The sequence below is a fragment of the Methanosarcina baikalica genome, from assembly GCF_031461075.1.
Classification (GTDB): domain Archaea; phylum Halobacteriota; class Methanosarcinia; order Methanosarcinales; family Methanosarcinaceae; genus Methanosarcina; species Methanosarcina baikalica.
This window is the reverse complement of sequence record NZ_JAVKPK010000003.1, coordinates 64,217-86,309: the sequence shown is the minus strand read 5'-3', so window position 1 is coordinate 86,309 and position 22,093 is coordinate 64,217. Positions and strand designations below refer to the sequence as shown.

The 22,093-nt window shown below is 44.2% G+C and carries 19 protein-coding genes; 12 read left to right on the top strand and 7 right to left on the bottom strand.

Features of this window, described 5'->3' with window-relative positions; genetic code table 11:
* Positions 1-45 precede the first annotated feature (45 nt).
* The 4 genes from ilvN to RG963_RS01605 all read right to left on the bottom strand — a co-directional run bounded on the left by ilvN (position 46) and on the right by RG963_RS01605 (position 5,563).
* A complete protein-coding gene (gene ilvN / locus RG963_RS01620) occupies positions 46-531 on the bottom strand; it encodes an acetolactate synthase small subunit (protein WP_310574528.1) in 486 nt (161 codons plus the stop codon).
* The gene (locus RG963_RS01615; protein WP_310574527.1) at positions 531-2,297 is read right to left on the bottom strand and encodes an acetolactate synthase large subunit; all 1,767 of its coding nucleotides are present in this window, start codon (positions 2,295-2,297) and stop codon (positions 531-533) included. The genes ilvN and RG963_RS01615 overlap by 1 nt, the downstream gene beginning before the upstream one ends.
* 298 nt (positions 2,298-2,595) lie before the next feature.
* Positions 2,596-4,068 carry a (R)-citramalate synthase gene (locus tag RG963_RS01610; RefSeq protein WP_449566832.1) on the bottom strand — a complete coding sequence of 491 codons (1,473 nt, stop codon included), beginning with the start codon at positions 4,066-4,068 and terminating at the stop codon, positions 2,596-2,598.
* A 421-nt stretch (positions 4,069-4,489) separates the two neighbouring features.
* Positions 4,490-5,563: a M42 family metallopeptidase gene (locus RG963_RS01605; protein WP_310574526.1), complete on the bottom strand. Its 1,074-nt coding sequence runs from the start codon at positions 5,561-5,563 to the stop codon at positions 4,490-4,492.
* 336 nt (positions 5,564-5,899) lie between these two features.
* Between RG963_RS01605 and RG963_RS01600 the strand changes: the two genes are divergently transcribed.
* The 6 genes from RG963_RS01600 to RG963_RS01575 all read left to right on the top strand — a co-directional run bounded on the left by RG963_RS01600 (position 5,900) and on the right by RG963_RS01575 (position 11,344).
* A complete protein-coding gene (locus tag RG963_RS01600; protein ID WP_310574525.1) occupies positions 5,900-6,253 on the top strand; it encodes a prefoldin subunit beta in 354 nt (117 codons plus the stop codon).
* A 138-nt stretch (positions 6,254-6,391) separates the two neighbouring features.
* The gene (locus tag RG963_RS01595; protein ID WP_310574524.1) at positions 6,392-7,399 is read left to right on the top strand and encodes a DHH family phosphoesterase; all 1,008 of its coding nucleotides are present in this window, start codon (positions 6,392-6,394) and stop codon (positions 7,397-7,399) included.
* A 335-nt stretch (positions 7,400-7,734) separates the two neighbouring features.
* The gene (locus RG963_RS01590) at positions 7,735-9,039 is read left to right on the top strand and encodes a phenylacetate--CoA ligase family protein (RefSeq protein WP_310574523.1); all 1,305 of its coding nucleotides are present in this window, start codon (positions 7,735-7,737) and stop codon (positions 9,037-9,039) included.
* 227 nt (positions 9,040-9,266) lie between these two features.
* Positions 9,267-9,716, top strand: a complete 450-nt coding sequence (locus RG963_RS01585) for an ACT domain-containing protein (RefSeq protein ID WP_310574522.1) — start codon at positions 9,267-9,269, stop codon at positions 9,714-9,716.
* A gap of 273 nt (positions 9,717-9,989) precedes the next feature.
* Positions 9,990-10,343: a DUF2103 domain-containing protein gene (locus RG963_RS01580; RefSeq protein ID WP_310574521.1), complete on the top strand. Its 354-nt coding sequence runs from the start codon at positions 9,990-9,992 to the stop codon at positions 10,341-10,343.
* Positions 10,344-10,366: 23 nt separating this feature from the next.
* The gene (locus tag RG963_RS01575; protein WP_310574520.1) at positions 10,367-11,344 is read left to right on the top strand and encodes a methanogenesis marker 12 protein; all 978 of its coding nucleotides are present in this window, start codon (positions 10,367-10,369) and stop codon (positions 11,342-11,344) included.
* A 36-nt stretch (positions 11,345-11,380) separates the two neighbouring features.
* On the opposite strand, the gene RG963_RS01570 is transcribed toward RG963_RS01575, so the two are convergent.
* Positions 11,381-11,965 (bottom strand): TIGR00288 family NYN domain-containing protein, encoded by a 585-nt coding sequence (locus tag RG963_RS01570; RefSeq protein WP_310574539.1) that lies wholly within the window; start codon positions 11,963-11,965, stop codon positions 11,381-11,383.
* Between RG963_RS01570 and RG963_RS01565 the strand changes: the two genes are divergently transcribed.
* Positions 11,934-12,155 (top strand): hypothetical protein, encoded by a 222-nt coding sequence (locus RG963_RS01565; protein ID WP_310574519.1) that lies wholly within the window; start codon positions 11,934-11,936, stop codon positions 12,153-12,155. The two genes, RG963_RS01570 and RG963_RS01565, sit on opposite strands and share 32 nt — an antisense overlap.
* Before the next feature lie 223 nt (positions 12,156-12,378).
* Here RG963_RS01565 and RG963_RS01560 read toward each other — a convergent pair whose 3' ends face one another.
* Positions 12,379-12,801 (bottom strand): hypothetical protein, encoded by a 423-nt coding sequence (locus tag RG963_RS01560; RefSeq protein ID WP_310574518.1) that lies wholly within the window; start codon positions 12,799-12,801, stop codon positions 12,379-12,381.
* Positions 12,795-13,418 carry a rhomboid family intramembrane serine protease gene (locus tag RG963_RS01555; RefSeq protein WP_310574517.1) on the bottom strand — a complete coding sequence of 208 codons (624 nt, stop codon included), beginning with the start codon at positions 13,416-13,418 and terminating at the stop codon, positions 12,795-12,797. Before RG963_RS01555 ends, RG963_RS01560 begins: the two co-directional genes overlap by 7 nt.
* Before the next feature lie 1,906 nt (positions 13,419-15,324).
* Between RG963_RS01555 and cdhA the strand changes: the two genes are divergently transcribed.
* The 5 genes from cdhA to cdhD all read left to right on the top strand — a co-directional run bounded on the left by cdhA (position 15,325) and on the right by cdhD (position 22,093).
* The gene (gene cdhA, locus RG963_RS01550; protein ID WP_310574516.1) at positions 15,325-17,736 is read left to right on the top strand and encodes a CO dehydrogenase/acetyl-CoA synthase complex subunit alpha; all 2,412 of its coding nucleotides are present in this window, start codon (positions 15,325-15,327) and stop codon (positions 17,734-17,736) included.
* 2 nt (positions 17,737-17,738) lie between these two features.
* Entirely contained in the window at positions 17,739-18,251 is a 513-nt protein-coding gene (cdhB, locus tag RG963_RS01545) for a CO dehydrogenase/acetyl-CoA synthase complex subunit epsilon (protein ID WP_310574515.1), read from the top strand.
* 25 nt (positions 18,252-18,276) lie between these two features.
* Positions 18,277-19,701 carry a CO dehydrogenase/CO-methylating acetyl-CoA synthase complex subunit beta gene (gene cdhC / locus RG963_RS01540; RefSeq protein WP_310574514.1) on the top strand — a complete coding sequence of 475 codons (1,425 nt, stop codon included), beginning with the start codon at positions 18,277-18,279 and terminating at the stop codon, positions 19,699-19,701.
* Between the two features lie 60 nt (positions 19,702-19,761).
* Positions 19,762-20,523, top strand: a complete 762-nt coding sequence (locus RG963_RS01535) for an ATP-binding protein (protein ID WP_310574513.1) — start codon at positions 19,762-19,764, stop codon at positions 20,521-20,523.
* Between the two features lie 244 nt (positions 20,524-20,767).
* Complete coding sequence (gene cdhD / locus RG963_RS01530) at positions 20,768-22,093, top strand: CO dehydrogenase/acetyl-CoA synthase subunit delta (protein ID WP_310574512.1); 1,326 nt, start codon at positions 20,768-20,770, stop codon at positions 22,091-22,093.

Below are 22,093 nucleotides of genomic sequence, written 5' to 3'. Positions count from 1 at the left end.
TAAAAAATAATTAAGCAGCTACCTCTCTTTATCTGCCCTTAATATTTAAACCTTCTTTGGGCCGCGGACCAGGGCAATCTTGCCTGTTCGGACCATTTCCTTAATTCCAAACTGCCGGAGAAGTTTTTCGATTGCCTGAATCTTGCTTTCATCTCCGGTTACTTCAACAGTCATTGACTTGGGAGCCACGTCCACTATCCTTGCCCTGAAGATATTTGCAATCTGGATGATCTCGGCTCTATTATTCACATCAGCTGATACTTTAATAAGGGCAAGTTCCCTTTCTACGGCTTCGTCTCCCCCGATATCTAAGACCTTGATCACATCTATGAGCTTATTCAGCTGTTTTGTGACCTGTTCAAGCACATGATCATCCCCGTGAACCACGATAGTCATTCTGGAGATTTCAGGATCTTCCGTAACTCCCACAGCCAGACTGTCAATATTGTATCCGCGCCTTGAGAAGAGTGACGCCACCCTGAAGAGAACACCTGACTTATTTTCCACAAGGATTGCAAGCGTGTGTTTCATCAGTGTTCCTCCAGGTCGAGAACTCTATCAGTTGTTGCAGTGCGTAGATCAGGCATACCGTGGCGAGTATTTGCGTGTTCCTCCGGGCCAAGAATCTCATTAATTGCAGCTCCTGCCGGCACCATAGGGTAGACATTTGCCTCGCACTCAACAATCACTTCAACAACAGCGGGCCTGCCTGACTTGACTGCTTCTTCTATTGCAGGCCTGACTTCGGACGGCTTTTCCGCACGCAGCCCAAGAGCCCCATAGGCTTCGGCCAGCTTAACAAAGTCAACACTGCCTTTGATGAAGGTGTAGGAATACCGCCTGTTATAGAACAACTCCTGCCACTGCCTGACCATACCCAGATAACCGTTATTCAGGATCACGGAAACAACCGGGATATCGTTCTGAACCGCAGTTGCAAGCTCCTGAGAGTTCATCTGGAAAGAGCCGTCTCCTGCAATGTTGATAACCGTTTTATCCGGCCTTCCTACCTGTGCTCCTATGGCTGCAGGGAAACCGTAGCCCATTGTGCCGAGCCCGCCTGATGTAAGGAAAGTGCGGGGCTTTTTGTACTTGAAGAACTGAGCGGCCCACATCTGGTGCTGCCCGACTTCAGTAACAATAATTGCATCTTCGCAGGCTTCGGATATTTGCTCGATAACAAACTGAGGCATCACGCCATCTTGCGATTCCTGCCTGTAAGTCAGAGGATACTCCTTTTTCCACTTGTTTATTTTTTCAATCCATGCCCCGGAATTGCAGCGCTGAATATATTTATTTAGAGATTTCAGTACCTGTTTTGCATCTCCGACAATTGGAATGTGAACCTTTACGTTCTTGGAGATCTCGGCAGGGTCGACATCAATATGGATAACCCTGGCATTGGGAGCAAAGGATTCGAGCTTGCCGGTCACGCGGTCATCAAACCTTGCACCCACGGCAATAATAAGATCGGATTCCTGAACTGCATAGTTTGCATATTTGGTTCCATGCATTCCAAGCATTCCGACGTATAGAGGATGTTCTGTTGGGATTGAGCCTATCCCCATAAGGGTAGTCGTAACCGGAGCGTTGATTGTCTCGGCCAGTTCCACAAGTTCAGCGCTGGCATTAGAACTTATCACACCGCCGCCTGCGTAAATTATAGGCATTGAAGAATTTGCGATTTCTTCGGCAGCTCGTTTGATCTGCTGGCTATTGCCTTTGTAAGTTGGCTTATACCCTCTAAGTTCTACTTTGTCGGGATAATAAAAGTCAATTTCCTCGTTCTGTACGTCCTTTGGAAGGTCAATTAATACCGGGCCAGGCCTTCCGGTAGAAGCGATATGAAAGGCTTCTTTTACGATTCTCGGGAGTTCGTTTGTATCCTGTACGAGGTAATTGTGCTTGGTGATGGGCTGGGTAATTCCCGTAATATCTGCTTCCTGGAAAGCGTCATTACCGATGAGGAACCTCGGAACCTGGCCAGTTAAGGCTACGATTGGTACTGAGTCCATGTATGCAGTAGCAATGCCTGTTACCAGGTTAGTTGCTCCTGGACCTGAGGTGGAAACGCAGACCCCGGTCTTTCCAGTAGCACGGGCGTACCCGTCCGCAGCATGAGCTGCTGCCTGTTCGTGGCGTACAAGTATGTGGCGCAGATTTGAATCATATAGTTCGTTGTAGAAGGGAATGATCTGCCCTCCCGGATATCCGAAGATGGTGTCAACACCTTCTTCTTCCAGGCACTTTATCAGAGCCCTTGCGCCATTAACTTTTTCTGTTGACCCGGTTGTCATTATTTAACTCCTTCTTATCTCATGAAATGTTTATTTAACTGGGTACTCACCCGGAAAGATGAGTACGCCTCCAGTAAGGTGTGTTTATCAGAAATACTTTTTTGTCTCTCACACTCACAAGCTTTTGTTATGAATTTTGCAAATACATCATAATCAATCATGTTATATATGGATAAGGGTTTCTCTGGACTCAAGCAAGGCCAGAGGACCATTTTTTTCAAAAATTCCTACAGCAGGAAAAGAAGAAGGGACGGAATAGTCCCCCTGAGAAACTTTTGAAGCTCATACTCTATGAAACTCACTCGACCCGGATAAGACGGTTCATGCCGTTCATCACAGCTTCTACAGAGGCCATAATGATGTCCGTTCTGGCTCCGCTTGCGGTGATTACCTTTCCGTTCTTGGAAAGTTTTACCCTTACTTCCACAAGGGCATTGGTTCCGCCGGTGATTGAATCTACGTGATATTCTTCAAGGATGATATCTTCCGCACAGGAACTTACAGCTGTTCTGATGGCATTGATTACAGCATCTACAGGCCCGTTACCTATTCCGGCCTGTACGATCATCTTGTCTTTAACATTGAGCTTGATGGAAGCTGTTGGAGTCACCCGGTTTCCGGATACAATGGTGAACTCTTCTAATTTTACCAGAGGCTCTTTATATATATCAAGCACGGTTTCCGCTATAGTCTGCAGGTCAGCATCGGTTACGTGTTTTCCCTGGTCGCCCATCTGCTTAATCCTGTTGAAAATCTCTTCTGTCTGGGCGTCATCAGCCGCAAGCCCTACTTCCTTTAAGGCAAGGGTAATAGAACTCCTTCCTGCATGTTTTCCGAGTACGATCTGGCGCTGCCTTCCGATGTATTCGGGACTCATTGGCTCGTAGGTTGCCTTGTCGGCGAGAAGGCCATGGACGTGAATGCCTGCCTCATGGGTAAACGCATTTCCTCCCACCAGAGCCTTATTAGGAGATACGGGAACGCCTGTAAGACGGCTTACAAGCCTGGAAGTCCGGTAGATCATCTCGTGCTTGATGCCCGTATCATACTTGTAGATCCATTCAAGGCTCATGACCACTTCTTCCAGAGCCGCATTTCCGGCTCTTTCCCCTAACCCGTTTACAGTTACATGGGCCTGCTTTGCCCCTGCTGCAAGGGCAGCAACCGTGTTTGCAGTTGCGAGACCGAAGTCATTGTGGCAATGAATGCTGATAGGGGCTTTAAGAGAGGAAGACAGGTCCCGGAAAATCTCAGTAGTTCTTTCAGGCACCAGAAGACCTACGGTATCACAGAAGCATAGCCTGTCGGCTCCGGCATCTATCCCGTCCGAATACAGGGTTTTTAAGAATTCAAGGTCTGCTCGAGATGCATCTTCTCCACTCAGTTCCACAATCAGGCCGTGGTCCTTGGCATACTCTGTTACGTCGGCTGCAATCTGCCTTACTGCGTCCCTATCCTTTTTGATCTTCGTCCTGATATGAAGATCCGAAACAGGTGCTACAAGGTGGATAGAATCGACGTCGCATTCCAGAGCATGGTCAACATCCATCTTTACAATTCTGCAGTAACTGCAGATCTCGGCATCCAGCCCTGCGTTTGCGACAGCTTTTATAGACTCCCTTTCACCTTCGGAAGTGATCGCAGAACCGGCTTCAATTACCGAAACTCCCATCTCATCAAGGGCTCGGGAGATTAAGAGCTTTTTCTCCCTTGTTAGGGCTACGCCAGGTGTTTGTTCACCATCTCTTAAAGTAGTGTCCAGAAAACGGATATTTTCGAATAATACAATCCCTCAGTCTTTCTTTTATTAAGATAGATTATTTCTGTAGATAGGAAAAGTTAATAAATTTTATTTTATATTAATTGACCCTATTTTACAGCACCCTGTTTAATTATACATATTACATATATTTTTCTCAGAAGCCCGGCGTTCTCCGAAAAATCTTCGAATTTATTCAATGGACCTCTGAAAACTCTTATTCAATAGATAGACCATAGTATTTTTAGTTTACAGTTAACATATATGATTTTTAAAAAAAGGAAAAAATAATAAATTTCTGAGGCCATGAGACCCTGAAAAATTAAAAATGAGAAGAAAATAGAACTGCAGGAATTTTTCCCGCAGACCGGAAGGGGTAAAATGTGTTCTACCCTTATAGGGGATTGCCCATCCGGATTAATTTAAAAGGGCTTTAAAAATATCTGCCGACGTTTTCTATTGCTTTTACAATCAGAGAAATACATGCTTCAATATCTGCCATGTCCAGAACCTCAACCGGGGAATGGATGTAGCGGGTGGCTATGCTAACCGTACCTGTAGGAATACCTTCCTTTGTGAGATGAATTGAAGTGGCATCAGTGGTGCCCCCGGAACCAACGCCCAGCTGATACGGGATCTTATTTTCAACGGCAGTGTCCTTCAGCCACTTAAGAACCTGCGGATGGGCTATAAGGCCTCTTCCGGACGCATCAGCTACAGTAATTACAGGGCCTTTCCCTACTTCCAGAGAAGAATCGGTTTTGTTGATACCCGGATGATCCCCGGGAATAGTTGTGTCAAGAGCAAGAGCAAGATTTGGACAAATCCCAAAGGCACAGGTTCTTGCTCCCTTCAGTCCTACCTCTTCCTGGACAGTACCTACGGCATAGACGTTTGCTTCAATTTTATGTTTAGAAAGCCGTTTCATAACTTCTATAAGAATTACGAGGCCTGCACGGTCATCAAATGCCTTGGAAGTGACTTTTCCGTTTGCAAGGGACACAAACTCCCGATCAATTGAGGCTGTCGTACCGATCTCAATTCCGAGGTTCTCGGCATCCTCCCTGTCTTTTGCTCCGATATCGATAAACATATCTTCTATTTTCACAGGCTTTTTTCTGTCATCCTCTTTCATTACATGTGGAGGTTTGGACCCGATAACTCCGGGAATAAAGCCCTTCTTGCCGCGAACTACAACTCTCTGGTTAAGGAGGGTCTGGTCAAACCATCCCCCTATCCCAACAAACCGGAGAAAACCGTTATCATCAATATATCTGACCATGAGCCCGATTTCGTCCATGTGAGCAGCCAGCATTATAGAAGGACCTTCCCCTTTTTTGATAGCTATAAGGTTTCCCATGTTGTCTTTGCGGATAGTATCAACATAAGGTTCAATCTCCTTTTCAAGAAGTTCCCGGACATCGTCTTCAAAGCCTGAAATTCCGTGAGCATTTGTGAATTTTTCAAGAAGGGACTTTATTTCTTTAGGATTTCCGCCTTTTTCCATCTTTGAATATCTCCTGTATGTCAATTAATTTAGAGTTAAATTGAGTTAAATACAACTATTAGAATTGTCCATTTATGATTATATTTTGCTAACGATTTTTATGAGTATTCTTTACTAAATAATTTTTTAAAATTCTCTGGTTCATGATCAATTTAATTCACTTCTACTTCAAATGAATAATTATTATACTGTTAATTAATTAAGATTAACTTGTTGTTTAAGTTTTTGGCAGGGGCCCTCAGATCAATTTTAGATGGCGAAGAGGGGTTTTCGGAAGCTGTAAGGACAGAAACATTAAAATCACTTCAGGTTTATTGAGACTCAGGTGAAAATTACATGACTGCAGAATTACCTCCTCAAATCCAGAACCAGATAGCACAGCTTCAGCAGATACAGCAGCAGATACAGGCTATGACCATGCAAAAATCACAGATTGAAGCTATGCAAAAAGAGTCCAAAATGGCTCTTGACGAGTTAGAAAGACTTACTGATGATTCAGTAATCTATCGTAGTGTAGGTGAGCTGGTAATAAAAACGAGTAAAGTGGAGTCCATTTCGAAACTGAAAGACAGGGAAGAAACTCTCTCACTCAGGCTTCAGTCCATTTCCAGGCAGGAAGAAAGGCTCACATCTCGCTTTAAACAGCTTCAGGAGCAGATCCAGCAGGCTTTAGGTCCCAGGACACAATAATTTTATTTTTCATTTCCTATATGAAATAGAAAATAAAATAAAGCTTTGCTAGAAGTCACATTAGAAATCATGCAGAAATCCCGGAATTCTCGGATCCGGGGAAATCAATGTCTATAAAGACGATAGCCAGAGTGAACAATGCAAGTTGATGAAGCGGAGTTTTTCAACCGGCTCCTTGACTATCGGAACATTTTGTATTTGTGCCACCGAAATGCAGATCCGGATGCCGTTAGCAGTGCTTTTGCCCTTTCAGAAGCTTTTGGGGGCACCGTCGGACTCGTGGACGGTAGTAACCGCGTTGCGTCCGTCCTGATTGAGAGGCTCGGGATAGAAGTCGTGGATAAACCGGATCCTGCAAATTACGGTTTTGTCGTCGTAGTTGACACTTCGACAAAAGCGCAATTAAATAATATAGAGCTTACCAGTTATTGCGTGATCGATCACCATACGACTACTGCTCTAACAGAAAATGCTGAATTTTACCTGCACCGGAATACTACTTCTACTGTGGAAATAGTCTACGATATTTTAAAAGTGATGGGAGCACCGATTAACAGGAGGGTGGGGATCGGGATGCTCACCGGGATCGTGACAGATACCGGGCACTTCAAACACGCATCAGTGGATACATTCCGGACAGTGGCAAAAATTATAGCGGCCAGCGGAGTTGAATACGGGGAAGTTCTGGATCTCATGGCTGCTACCCCACAGGATATTTCCATGCGTATAGCTATCCTGAAAGCAGCAAGTCGCATTGAACTCGATAGAGTGCAGGATATGTTGATAACATCTTCTCATGTCAGTTCTTTCGGAGGATCTGCATCCTCCATGCTCATTAATATCGGGGCAGATATTGCTTTTGTCGGTACAGCCAAAGGTGAAAGCGTTAGAGTAAGTGCAAGGGCGAAACGTGACGCTGTAAGTGCCGGAGTTAACCTTGGCCAGTTGATGGAAGATATAAGTAACGAATACAATGGCACAGGCGGCGGACATTCTGGAGCTGCCGGAATCGATGTGATTGCCGACATGGAAGAAGTGTTGAATAAATGCAGGGAAAGGACAAAGAAGATTCTTGAAGCTTCCCTTGGAGCAAAGTCGAAAAACATTTCTTTTGAGGATGAAATCAAAGAAATTGAAGATGAGTGATTTTTCGAAAATAACGAAAAGTCTTAATAATTTCAAGCCCCAGTGTAGCTGACAAACTTTCGGAATTTGAGAAATAAATAATTTTACGGTTACGGTAAATTTACCTGGTTATTTTTAAAACAGAGCTTCTTAGACGTGGTTTGTCGGGGAACCAACTATATGTTTTGCAACAGGTTTTTGGGTTGACCTAAAAGATATTTTTAGCCTAACAATTATTATTTATATTAGAATCCAGCTTAATCTTCATACTATATATGCCGGAAGTCGACATCCGCCGAAAATACTGGGCATCTGAATGAAAGCCCACAATATAAGACATACCGAGTGTGAACGAAATGCCAGAATACTGGGATCCTGAAATAGAGACAATGCCTGTAGAGGATTTGAAAAAACTGCAGGAAGAAAAGTTGAAACAACTTGTACATTATGTGTATGAGAACTCCCCTTTCTATAGAAAAAGGTTTGACGAGCACGGTGTTAGGCCGGGAGACATCCGAACTCTCGAAGATATCACAAAGTTACCTTTTACAGTTAAGCAGGATCTCAGAGACACCTATCCCACAGGCATGTTTTGCGTCCCGAACTCAAAACTTGTCCGATTTCACGCCTCTTCGGGTACAACAGGCAAACCGACTGTCGTCGGATACACTCAAAAGGATATAGACGAGTGGGCTGAGTCCCTTGCAAGGGGATTTACTTCTGTCGGAGTGGGGAAAGATGACATCCTGCAGGTCAGTTACGGGTACGGGCTTTTCACAGGTGGGCTCGGCGCTCACTATGGAAGCGAAAAAATGGGTGCAACCGTACTCCCCACAAGCTCGGGAAATACCGAACGCCAGCTTGAACTGATGAAAGACCTTGGCACTACTGCCATAGCCTGCACGCCTTCTTACTTCCTTTATATGATCGAGACCGCAAGAAAAGAAGGTATCAGCATCAGGGACGAAACGAAATTAAAAAAGGGTTTTTTCGGGGCCGAACCCTGGTCTGAGGAACTCAAGACAAGAATAGAAGACGAATCAGGAATTAAAGCCTACGACATTTACGGGACTTCGGAAATGAGCGGCCCGCTGTTTACCGAATGCTCTGAGCAGTGTGGGATCCATATCTGGGCAGACAAATTCCTGGTGGAAATCCTGGACCCCGAAACAGGAGAGCCTGTTCCTGACGGAGAGAGTGGCGAACTCGTAATCACAACTCTTACTAAAGAAGCCCTACCGCTTATTCGTTACAGGGTTAGGGACCTTACAAGAAAGCTTTCGGAACCCTGCAGGTGCGGGAGAACCCACCCCAGGATTACACGCATCAGCGGGCGTTCGGATGACATGATTATCGTGCGCGGTATAAATGTATTCCCTGGACAGATCGAATCGGTCCTTATGAAAATCCCTGAAGTCGGGAACCATTTCATGATTATTGTAGACAGGATTGGGCCTCTTGACTCCATCAAAGTCCAGATAGAGATGCATGAGTCTGCTTTCAGCGACAAAATGTCAGATATGATGGCGCTTAAAAAGAAAATTTCAGGCGCTCTGAAAAGCGTACTGAGCCTTGCAGTCGAAGTGGAGCTGGTGGAACACGGCTCCCTACCCCGTTCAGAAGGAAAATCAAAGAAAGTCATCGATAATCGGAAGATTTGAAGACCCTGATAATAGAAATACCAAAACCTGCAGAATGCTATTGTCCTGTAGGTTTTCTTTTTTTGGCTCTGATCTCTTTTAAATTTTTCTTAGAACCGGATCTCGATATAATGGTAAGCTTATACCTGTAAGCTTAAAATATACATAGAAACTTATTATATTCTGAGTAAAAAGATTAAAAAAGGAAAATAAAAGAAAATAGGAAAAAGAACAAGAGATGTAAGGATATGGGTTCTGGAATTGAAGATAAAATAATAAAGCAGATTTCCCTTTTTGCGGAAAATAAGCCTGGCAGACTTGCAAACGTTGCAAATAAACTAAAAAGTGCTGGCATAAACATAAGGGCATTTACCATTGCCGAATCAGGAGACTTCGGGATAATCCGCATGGTTGTGGATAAGTCCGACTATGCTCACAGCGTACTCCATGATGCAGGGTTTACTGTTTCCGAAACCAGCGTTTTGGGAATTGAAATGGAGGATGTCCCTGGTAGCATGTCCCGTATTGCGGAAGTGTTTGAAAAAGCTAAGATCAACCTTGATTATGCATATGCTTTTGTCACCAGAGACCAGAAAGCCCTTTTAATAGTCAGGGTTAACGAAATTGAAAAAGCAGTGAAAACGCTTGAAGAGGATAATATCAAGCTCATCGGCATGAAAGAGCTTGAAAAGATCTGATTTTAATGGAAAACCGGGTTTTCCGAAAAGAAGGCAATATTGCACGAAAAACAAGAAAATGGTCCAGAATTCGGCACATATATGTGTTTTCGGTATTCTGGAACGGCTTTTTTACAGCTTCTGGTCTTAGGGCAAAATTCCATAAGAGATCTTATAGAGGGGAAGACTTCCCGGAGATTCTAACAGGATGAATAGATAAACATAACAAATATAAAAAGGAATAAATAAAAGAAAGGAAAAGTTGCCAGAAGAATAGTTACCGGTTTGACTAAAATGGCGGAAAATAAAAGTAACTTAGAGGAAAAAGCACAAAGCTCCCCAAAAAATAAGCTTGGTGGAGTCCATACGACAGTTATCGGGGGAAGGGCTGGAAAAAAGCTAGTAAAACTGATAAGCCAGCATCCTGAGGTAAAAAAGGTAATACCCTCCGTGATTTCTGTAAAAGGCATTGCAGGAGGAAGTCTGACCGGAAAGGTGCTACGTGCGGATGCGAGAGGAAACTTGAGGCTATTACTCTCTGAAGGAAGGAGTTTCCAGGAAGTCAGACTGGTGACGACAGTTGGGACCGCTGAAGAGGGAGACAGAATTATGAACGAGCTGAATGAGATATTAAGAACTGCCCTCTGAGGCGTTAAAGGAGAGACAATTAATTGACATTTATAGGGATTGACCATGGAACAACTGCAATGCGTTTTGCTCTGATGAAAGAGGACAGTGTCCTTACCTTTGAGCTTGGAAGGGCTGAAGCAGCTGCCATGTCAGAAAAAGAGATCCTGGCATCTATTGAAGAGAAATTCGGGGTCCGGCGTGAAACAATTGATCTGGTTGCGCTGACATACTCAATGGGGGATGGCTTCTCTACAATAAAAGATATAAGGAACCTGGAAGGAAGGGGGCTCAAAAGCATTGAAGGAGCTGGAAAAAAGACAGGCGGAGGCACAAGAGTTTTCGACGCTATCCGATACTCTGGGATTCCTGCGATAGTAATCCCGGGCCTTCATATGGAAAGCAAAGTGGATTCCAGAATGAAGGTGTTCTCCCACCTTACAAGCCCGGAAAAGCTGGGAATTGCTTACCACATCCTGTGCCTTGGCTATAAGGATTTCGTGGTTTCCGATATAAGTTCAAATACTGTTACCCTTGCTGTTGCTGACGGAAAGGTAATTGGTGCAATCGATGCTTGCATATTTGCCCCGGGCGTTCACCATGGCCCTCTTGACCTGCAAGCTATCAGAGATGTGGACAATGGACACCTGACAGCAAACCAGGCTTTTATAGAGGCAGGGGCTCTGAAAATGACCCTATATAAAGATAGGGAAGAATTACTCAGTGCAGCCAGAAAAGGAGAAAAGCCGGCTCTACTTGCTCTGGATACTATCGCCCTGTTTGCAGCTATGGAAATAGCTTCAATGCAGCTCCTTCTCAAAGATTATGGGATAACCGGAGAGATATTTCTCGCGGGCTCGGTGGGCGAAGTAGAATATGTGCAGAAAAAAATCCATGCACATGTGGGGCAGGAATGCCTGTGTCTCGGGAAGTGGCATGCTGCAATAGGCTGTGCCGAGATAGCACGGGACATTTTTGCAGGAGAAAAAGAGATCTTGGGCGTAGATGTTGATTATCCTTAAAAAAGTGGGAAAGGAATATCATAAAAGGGCAGTAAATCAGGTTTTTTCAATGGATTCTTCACACATGCTGTCCTGATATTCCGATACATCAATTTTTCTTTCACCGGTTCCTGCTCCGTCGGGCTCATCGTAACTGCTCATCCGGTCCTTTTTCAGAAGAATAACATAGTCTGCGGAATTCTTGAGTGCTGTGGAGAAACCAGGCTCAACTCCGAAGATAATAGTCTCTTTGCCATGTTCATTTGCTTTGTTCAGAAGCGGCTTGAAGTCCGCATCCCTGGTCACGATTGCAAGGGTGTCAATGTTAGGGTTATATACCAGCTCCATACCCTCTACCGCTAGGCGCACATCAACATCGCTTGAACAGATTATGGGCTCAAGCCCATGATTTTCGATGGCTTCCACTAGCTTATCAGAAGCGTACTGGTTGAGAAAAACGCGCCCGATCTTGATATTTCCGTAGTCCTTCAAGACATCCCTTATCTCCTCCAGATTTACATCAAATTCTTTTCGGAGGATGTTCGGACCATCCACTAGAAGCCCTATTTTCCTCCTGCCAACTTCTTTTTTCGAGCGGAGGTATTTGGAGATGGAGTCAATTCCGCTTTTTACAGGTTTCATCATCAATGTCCTCTGTGATCTTGCAGTTCACGGAGCCTGCACTCTTATATATTTTCATGCGCCGCATGACCATGCAGCATTCTTCAGGAGGGAAGGGACTTTCCAGCAGCCCTCCAATCTACCGATGCAGAGTCTATGCTTCAGCTGTCAGTCGGCAGCATTTTCAAAGTTTGCAGTTTCAGATTACTGAGATTTAAGTCCTGATACCGCAATTTAAGTAACAATCCGATGATATCTAATATCTGCTTTTCTGTAGTAAAAGATTTGCATATTCAGGCAATTACAGTTTGCAACTTTCTCCTTATGTAAAAGGCTGGCCTGAAAAACCGGAGATTCTTTATGCGAAGAGAACGAAAAAATATCCGGTAGGATAAAAATCCCAATATATAAAACATAATATATGATTTATACAATTATAATTTATCGGAAAAGGGCCCTTTTTTCACTTCCCGGACAACATATGAAGATTCCTCGAGTTCAAAGATATTTTCCGTCTTCCGTCCTTTTTTGCGCCTAATATATTGGATTTCTCCGAGATTTTGCAGGAAAGATTCATAGATTCCCATAAATTGTTCAAATTCAAAGTCATTAAGCTCTATTAGTCCTTCCCTGCCCGCATGCCAGTCGTAGACCTGAATAAGAATAATTTTCCTTACCCTTTTCAGGTTCTCGTTTTCAGGCAATTTTTCAAAGTAGAGTGTCTTTTTCAACCCCGGAAACCATGCTGCAAATAATTTCCTGAAATTTAAGACCTGAATAGGGATTCTCTCTCCGGGCTCGGGTCTTGGATAATAATAGGTATTTTGTAGAAGGTTCTCCCCTTCCAGATTTACCACCTGCCGATGTACCTGGATTTGATATTTTTCTCCTGGAGATTCTTTATGCGAAGACCCATATAGAGTCCGACAAAGAGCCCGCTAAGGTGGGCTGTATGGGCTATCATGTCCGACGAATTAACCATAAGAAAATCAAAGAGAGCAAAAAGCACGAGAGCATGTTTTAGCCTCATTGGAATAAAGTATACATAAACGCGGAGATCCGGCTCAAGCATTGTAAGGGCTGCAAAGACCCCGTAGATCGCTCCGCTTGCGCCAATCATCGGGCCAGGTGAGATATCGAAAATCGGCCGGCTTAAAAAAGTATATCCTATTGCTGATAGAATTCCGGCGGTGAAAAAAATTGCCAGAAGCTGTTTGTTCCCGGCCCTACTCTCAAGTGCAGTCCCGAAGAAGTACAGGACGACCATATTGAAGAAAAGATGCCATAAACCGGTGTGCAGAAAGATGTATGTGATAAGCGTCCATGGCCTTGTAAAAAGGGAATGAGGATCAAACTGAAAAATGTTTATATAGATAGACCCTATGCCGGGAACTGTTTCCATAAAAAGTGAAAGTGTGCAGAGGATAATGATCACTATCGACGGGCTTGTGAAAATAGAACCTTTATCTGCCACCTGTTCCGCCCCCAAAGATATAAGATGAGTTAAGGTCAAACATGTTTCCAATTACTCTCCAGTTCAATTAGGATAAAACTACCTGAATATTGAGGCAATTAGAACACACCTGCAAACCAGATTAAAGTGATGTTAACACATAGCAATATCAATGGTTTGGCCTTCAGCGTATATGTACCCAATAAGTCGTTATTTATAATGTTCGAGTACAAAAGTTGCACATAACAAAATACATTGTACACATTTGAATCCTTTTAACCTGCGTATAACTGTATTTGAGGTTAAAATAACTGACTGAACACTTGAAATATATATGAATTGCAGTTAGTGAAGTAAAGTTGCTAATTATAAGCACTGAGACTGATATAACGTCGGGATAGACCTGAATTCTCCTGCAATTGGTCTTTACCAGTTCGTTCCGGAACAGGGAATATTATCCAGAAAAATGAGCTTTTCCCGAATATAAGTTAATATACAACTGTTAAAAAGGTTAACCGATCATAAAGTCAAATTGAATATCTTGTGGACTTATCCTAAAACTCATTTTTATCTTACCATTAACAGATTTAAGGGTCATTTTCTCTAATCAGAAACTTGATTGATTATTCAAAACGTAAGATTGAAGAAATTAATATTAAATTTTGGGATAGACTCATGATATAAGCCACTGTTTCAAAGATCAGTAAATAAATTTCCAGATACTCTGGTTTAGAATTTACCTTAATTACATATATTCTGTTTCCAGAAGTCTCTCTTTGAATAAATCAATTTTTGTTCATTCCGGATTAAGAGCCTATCCGAAAAGTGTTGTTACCTACTGTAACTTTTACAATTGACAATATGTACAACCGGAAAGGATGCCGATATTATAGGCCTATCGTAACTTTTCAACATGCGTTAATGACTTTTCGGATAGGCTCTAAGTCTTATCCGTGATATTGATCAAAAACGACTCTTGATGAGAATACTATTAATATGTTCAAGAGAAAATTCAATGCTTTTTCAATTTAAATGGGCATTATAAAAATTGAAAAATATAATAACTAATATTCAAATGAAGAAATAACTGTTTGATATTTCTTAAAAAAAATACGAAAACGGTTTACAGCGTTTACTATGTAAACTTACCCGAATATATTAAAGATATAAATAATTTGTGATTTATTTATTAGAAAAGAAAATATAAAAGATAAAGAATAGATTTGTAAATAATATATTCACTGAAATAGAAGTTTTGTGGAAGGATCCGTACATCAGTCAGTAACAAATATTTACAGAATTTTTTGCTTTGAAAATGAAAAAAACGTATAATTAATAACAATTAATATTACTTGGAAAGAAAGTACTGGTACTGTAAAATATTACACTCAAAAAACAGCATCTTGAGACACTAATCTGTTCTTTGCACAATGAATTCCAAAAAATTGTTGAAGTAGGCCGATTTCAAATATTCCCATTTTACCCCTCTCGAAATAGCGTGTTACAAATTAGAAAATGTTATATAGATTTGGTACATTTAGACATTTAATTAGTGTTCATTATCCATCGGTAGCGACCTCTGCTCAAGATTAAGGTCTCAATCGTTGGTAAAAACGGTTTTTTTGAGAAATAGGGCGTAAAAAAGGATATAGAAGAGAAAATAAGGCCCTAAAAACGACTTTTGCAGGGAGATAGCCCCTATAAAAACGGTTCTATTTGAAAAAATATTGGTATGACGTTTAGCATGGCGTTTAGTATTTGAAAAAATAGATTATAAACGTTTTACCAAAAAGTCTTAAACGGTTGTAACTTTACAGCAGACGGCAAAATATATAATGTATAATCATGAAGAATATGCCATACATTATAAAAATCACAATCGTCTTGACGAAGTTAACTTTAAACAAATTTAGGAGGAAAAGCTCAAATGAGCAAACTAACTACCGGGAGTTTTTCTATAGAAGATCTGGAGTCTGTCCAGATCACTATTAATAATATTGTAGGGGCAGCAAAGGAGGCTGCTAAAGAAGTAAAAGAAGAACTTGGCCCGATGGGTCCGACCCCCTTCCCCTCAATCGCTACATTAAGGGACTGGAGTTTTACACTGTTCGATCGTTACGAGCCTGTTTACACCCCCATGTGTGACCAGTGCTGCTACTGTACTTTCGGACCGTGTAACCTGGAAGGAAACAAGAGAGGTGCCTGCGGTATTGACATGAAAGGTCAGGCTGCAAGAGAGTTCTTCCTGCGCTGCATCACGGGCTGTGCGTGTCACAGTGCCCACGGCCGCCACCTGCTCAATCACATTATCGACCTCTTCGGGGAAGATATGCCGATTAACATGGGTGCTTCAAATGTCATTGCCCCTAACATTCAGCTTGTCACAGGCCTGCAGCCAAAGACCCTCGGCGACCTCAAACCCGTAATGGAATATGTGGAAGAAGAGCTCGGCCAGCTGCTTGCAACCATACACGCAGGACAGGAAGGAGCGGCAATTGACTACGATAATAAGTCAATGATGGCAGGGTATCTTGACCATGTCGGCATGGAAGTTTCCGATATCGCCCAGGTTACTGCACTTGGCTTCCCGAAATCCGACCCAGAAGCTCCACTTGTTGAAACCGGTATGGGAACGATTGATACCACAAAGCCAGTTATCATTGCAATCGGGCACAACGTTGCCGGTGTCACCTACATCATGGACTATATGGAAGACCATGATCTGACTGACAAGATGGAAATCGGAGGTCTCTGCTGTACCGCATTCGATATGACAAGGTACAAGAGAGAAGACAGGAAAGCCCCCTATGCAAAGATTGTCGGTACCATATCAAAGGAACTGAAGATCGTACGCTCTGGAATTCCTGATGTAATCGTTCTTGACGAACAGTGTGTAAGGGCTGACCTTGTCCAGGAAGGACAGAAACTTAAGATCCCGGTCATCGCATCCAATGAAAAAATCATGTATGGTCTGCCTGACAGGACCAATGATGATGTTGATGCAATCATTGAGGACCTCAAAACCGGAAAGATTCCGGGTTGTGTAATGCTGGACTACGAAAAGCTCGGAGAGCTCGTACCCAGACTTGCCATGGAAATGGCTCCACTCCGTGAAGGAATCTCAGCCATCCCCACCGATGAGGAAATGATAGCTCTCGTCTCCAAGTGTGTGGAATGTGGAGAATGTGAACTGGCATGCCCAGAAGAACTGGAAATCCCGGCAGCAATTGCAGTGGCTAAAGGAGGAGACTACTCTGCTCTGGAAGAACTGCATGACCTTTGTATAGGCTGTCGCAGGTGTGAACAGGTCTGCAACAAAGAGATACCTATCCTGAACCTCATTGAGAAGGCTGCCCAGAAGGTCATTGCAGAAGAGAAGGGCCTTGTAAGAGCAGGAAGAGGTCAGGTAAGCGATGCCGAGATAAGGGCAGAAGGTCTGAACCTGGTTATGGGTACCACCCCGGGTGTTATCGCAATTATCGGATGTGCCAACTATCCTGCAGGCTCCAAGGATGTTTACAACATCGCAGAGGAATTCCTTAACAGGAACTACATCATTGCAGTGTCCGGATGTTCTGCAATGGACATCGGTATGTATAAAGACGCTGACGGCAAGACTCTCTATGAGAGGTACCCTGGCAGATTCGAGAGAGGTAACATCCTTAACACCGGATCATGCGTCTCAAACGCCCACATTTCGGGTACATGCCATAAGGTCGCTGGAATCTTTGCAGGCAGAAACCTTTCAGGTAACCTTGCCGAGATTGCAGACTACACACTCAACCGTATCGGCGCAGTAGGCCTTGCATGGGGCGCATACTCACAGAAGGCAGCTGCTATAGGTACCGGATGTAACATGTATGGTATCCCGGCAGTGCTCGGCCCCCAAAGTGGTAAGTACAGGAGAGCCCTGATCGCAAAGACCTACGATGAGAGCAAATGGAAACTTTACGACAGCAGAAACGGTTCCGAAATGGCAATCCCGCCATCTCCAGAATTCCTCATTACCACTGCAGAAACCTGGCAGGAAGCCTGTGTAATGATGGCAAAGAACTGTATCCGCGTGTCCGACAACAGCATGGGCAGATCCATTAAGTTGACCCACTGGTTGGAACTCAGTGAAAAGTACCTTGGCGTCCTACCCGACGACTGGTGGAAGTTTGTCAGGAATGAAGCTGATCTCCCACTCGCCAAGCGTGAAATGCTCCTGAAGATGCTTGAAGCTGAGCATGGTTGGGAAATTGACTGGAAGAAGAAGAAGATCATTTCCGGCCCGAAGATTAAGTTCGACGTGTCTGCACAGCCGACTAATCTCAAGAGACTTTGCAAGGAGGCCTGAAGATGGTTGACACTACCAAGAATACAAAGTTGTTTACCACCTACGGTGTAAAGACCTCAAGAGCTATCACCACGGAAGTTGCTGCCAAGCTTATTTCAAAGGCAAAGAGACCTCTTTTAGTGGTAGGAACCGGAGTCCTCAACCCCGAGGTTCTGGACCGCGCAGTGAAGATTGCAAAGGCAAAAAACATCCCGATAGCAGCAACAGGTAGCTCAATGCCTGGTTTTGTGGGTAAGGATGCTAATGCCAAGTACATCAACCTGCATCAACTTGGCTTTTACCTGACAGACCCTAACTGGCCAGGACTTGATGGCAACGGGAACTATGACACAATCATTCTCCTGGGCCACATCAAGTATTATATCAACCAGGTACTGTCTGCAACTAAGAACTTCAGTGACATAAAATCAATCTCAATAGACAAAAATTACATCCAGAACGCAACAATGTCTTTCGGAAACCTTAGCAGGGAAGATCACATTGCTGCACTGGACGAAATAATTGACCTTTTATAAATTTGACTTAGGAGGCGAAAACACAATGGCAGAATTCCCATTCGAGATTTCCCCAATGTTTGAAGGAGAAAGAGTAAGAAAGGAAGGAATGTTCGTAGAACTCGGTGGCCCGAAATCCCTCGGTCTCGAGCTCGTCAGAGCAGCAGATATGGATGCAATTGAAGATGACAAGGTTACAATTGTCGGTCCCGACCTCAAAGATATGGAAGAGGGCAAGACCTATCCATGGGCAATGATCTTCAATATCGGCGGAGAACTCGTAGAGGCTGACCTCGAGTCTGTAGTCGAAAGGCGTGTCCACGACTTCATCAACTACTGCCAGGGCATTATGCACCTGAACCAGAGGTATGATGTCTGGATGAGAGTTTCTAAGGACACCGCTGCAAAGATGGACTCCTTCGAGCCCTTCGGAAAAGCCGTCATGATGCTCTTCAAGACAGAACTTCCCTTTATCGAGAAGATGCAGGTGACTTTCTACACCGACAAGGCTGAAGTTGAGAAACAACTCGAGACTGCAAAGGAAATTTTCAAGGCAAGAGACGCCAGGACAAAAGACCTCCGCGATGAGGATGTTGATGTCTTCTACGGATGTACTCTCTGCCAGTCCTTTGCTCCGACCAATGTTTGTGTAGTTTCCCCTGACAGAGTTTCCCTTTGTGGCGCAATCAACTGGTTCGATGGCCGCGCAGCCGCAAAAGTAGACCCAGAAGGCCCGCAGTTCGCAATTGAAAAAGGTGATCTTCTCGATGCCAGTACCGGTGAATACTCCGGTGTCAACGATATTGCCGTGAAGCTTTCAAGTGGCGAATTTAACAAAATAAAACTCCACTCCTTCTTCGACTCCCCACACACATCCTGTGGCTGCTTTGAAGTAGTCGGGTTTTACATCCCTGAAGTTGACGGTATCGGCTGGGTTAACAGAGAATACCAGGGAATGGCCCCGAACGGCATTGGTTTCTCCACTATGGCCGGTCAGACAGGCGGTGGAAAGCAGATCGTAGGTTTCCTCGGTATCGGTGTCGCCTACTTCTATTCCCCTAAGTTTATCCAGGCTGATGGCGGCTGGAACAGAGTTGTCTGGCTTCCCTCTATGCTCAAGGAAAAGATTGCAGAGACCATTCCTGCAGACCTCATAGACAAGATCGCAACCGAGAATGATGCTACAGACATCCAATCTCTGAAAGCCTTCCTCCAGGACAAGAACCACCCGATTGTTGCCAGCTGGGCAGCTGCGGAAGAAGAAGAGGAAGAAGAGGAAGAGGAAGAGGAAGAGGAAGAGGCAGTAGCTGCCGCTGCAGCTCCAATGATGATGCCTGCAGCCGGCTTCCAGATGCCTGCAATGGCTTCAATGCCAATGATGTCTGCTGGTAAAGCTGGTGGAATAAAAATCACCTTCAAGAAGGCAAAGATATCCATTGAGAGAATGGTCATCAGCGAGAAGAAAGAATAAAATTAATTAAGTGACGACAGGTAATCGCTTAAGACGAAAAACAATCCAATGGGGTATTCTGTGACAAAGGTAATTGCAATAACGGGAAAAGGTGGAACTGGCAAAACAGCGGTAGCGGCTCTTCTGATCCGCTCCCTTTCCAAAAAAGGTAAATTTTTACTGGCAGTTGATGCAGATGCAGACACTAACCTACCTGAGACCCTTGGCTGTGAGAACGTAAAAACAATCGGGGATGCAAAGGAGTTTTTACAGGCTGAGATCACCAAACCCAGGCCTGATAATCCCGATATGAATAAAGAGTCGGTACTCAAAAGCAAGGTTTATGAGATCATTGAAGAAATGCCGGGTTACGATCTCCTGGTCATGGGCCGACCCGAAGGTTCAGGCTGTTACTGTTATGTAAACAACCTCCTCCGGGGTATAATGGATAAACTGATCGTGAATTACGATGTAGTTATCATTGATGCAGAGGCCGGGCTTGAGCATTTCAGCCGGAAAATTATCCGGGACATAGATGACCTTATTGTCGTAACAGACGCCTCTCGAAGGGGATTTAGGACGGCTGAAAGAATTCATGAACTTGTGGATGAACTGGGCTCAAATGTTGGTAGAATTCACGTTATTGCAAACAAGGTTACAGATGCTAACCGCGAAAAGCTTGTCAAACTGGCCGAGGATCTGAAACTGAACATGATAGGTATGATCCCGCTAGACCCAAAAATCGAGGAAATGGATATAAAAGGCATACCTCTCTTTGAAATCCAGGATGACTCGGTTGCTGCAGTAGAAATCGAAAATATTATACAAAAACTGGGATTCTAATCCCGGTTTTTTTTGAAACTGTAATATTGCAGAAAACCGTGCCGGAAAAGAGAAAAGGACCCCGTTGCCCATTTTCAGGGTTTGAAACGACATTCAAAATAATGCGAAGTAACGGAGCAGGGTTTACTTCTGCTCCAATCGTTCTTTCCATATAAAGGAAGAAGCTGGAAGTAAAATTTGCATTATATCTTTATTTATGCAGTCACTCATCAAAACGGAAAACTTACGAAAAGGTGAGGTTTACATGGCAAAGAAAGTTAAGTTATCAGAAATGACAGACATGTTTAAGGGCATGGACGTATTGTCCCTTGAAGGTGTAACTATAGAAGGGGATATTGAGATTGATCTCAGTGGACTCGGAGGTGGCTTTGACCCGATGCTTGCTGCTATCCTCGGACAGGAGAGTGCAGTACTTGCACAGCACTTCGGAAGACTTGCTGGCATGTTTGGCTACCCTGTAGGCATGGGTGCCCCAGCAGCTAGTGCTCCTGCAGCTTCTGCAATTTCCCCTGCTCTTGCAGCCCCGAAACTTAAAGATCTCATTCCTGCCAAGTTCGATGTTGCAAACATCGCAGAATGGACTACTCAGATCCAGGAAGTCCCAATAGGCAATACCTCTGCAGACGGTGGAACCCGTGGCAAGCAGGTCATGCTTGGTGGCGAAAAAGCCCTTCCATTCTACTTTGACGCTCCGATGCCACACAGGAATCAGGTCACTATTGATGTATTCGACATGCGTATCGGGCTTGCAAAATCTGTCAAAGAGAACTACGATGAAGTCATGGACAGCCCTGGCGAATGGGCAAAGAAGAACGTTGACAAGTTCAACGCTGACATGATTACCATTCACCTGATTTCAACCGACCCGCTTGTCAAGGACACATCGGCCAAGGACGCAGCCAAGACCGTAGAAGAAGTTCTGCAGGCTGTAGACGTGCCAATCGCAATAGGCGGTTCCGGTAACCCACAGAAAGACCCCGAAGTTCTTGCAAAAGCAGCAGAAGTTTCGGAAGGCGAGCGCTGCCTCCTGGCATCTGCCAGCCTGAACCTGGATTACTCCAAGATTGCAGAAGCCGCATTAAAATACGACCACGACGTGCTTTCCTGGACCCAGCTGGACATGAATGCCCAGAAGGAACTTAACAGGAAACTCATGAAGCAGTGCAATGTACCCAGAGATAGAATCATCATGGACCCAACCACTGCCGCCCTCGGGTATGGTCTCGACTACGCTTACACCAACATGGAGCGTATCCGCCTTGCAGCCCTTATGGGTGATGAAGAACTGACCTTCCCGATGTCCTCAGGTACCACCAATGCATGGGGTGCCCGTGAATCCTGGATGGTTAGCTCCCCATTGGGACAGGACTCTGACTGGGGTCCGAGAGAATACAGAGGACCTATCTGGGAAATCGTCACAGGTCTGTCTCTTGCCATTGCAGGAAACGATCTCTTCATGATGATGCACCCGACCTCGGTAGCTGTTCTGAAACATATAACCCAGTCCCTCTTTGGTTTAGTTGAGGCAGAACCTGTTGACATTGCCAACTGGATCGGAAAGGAGGTGTAA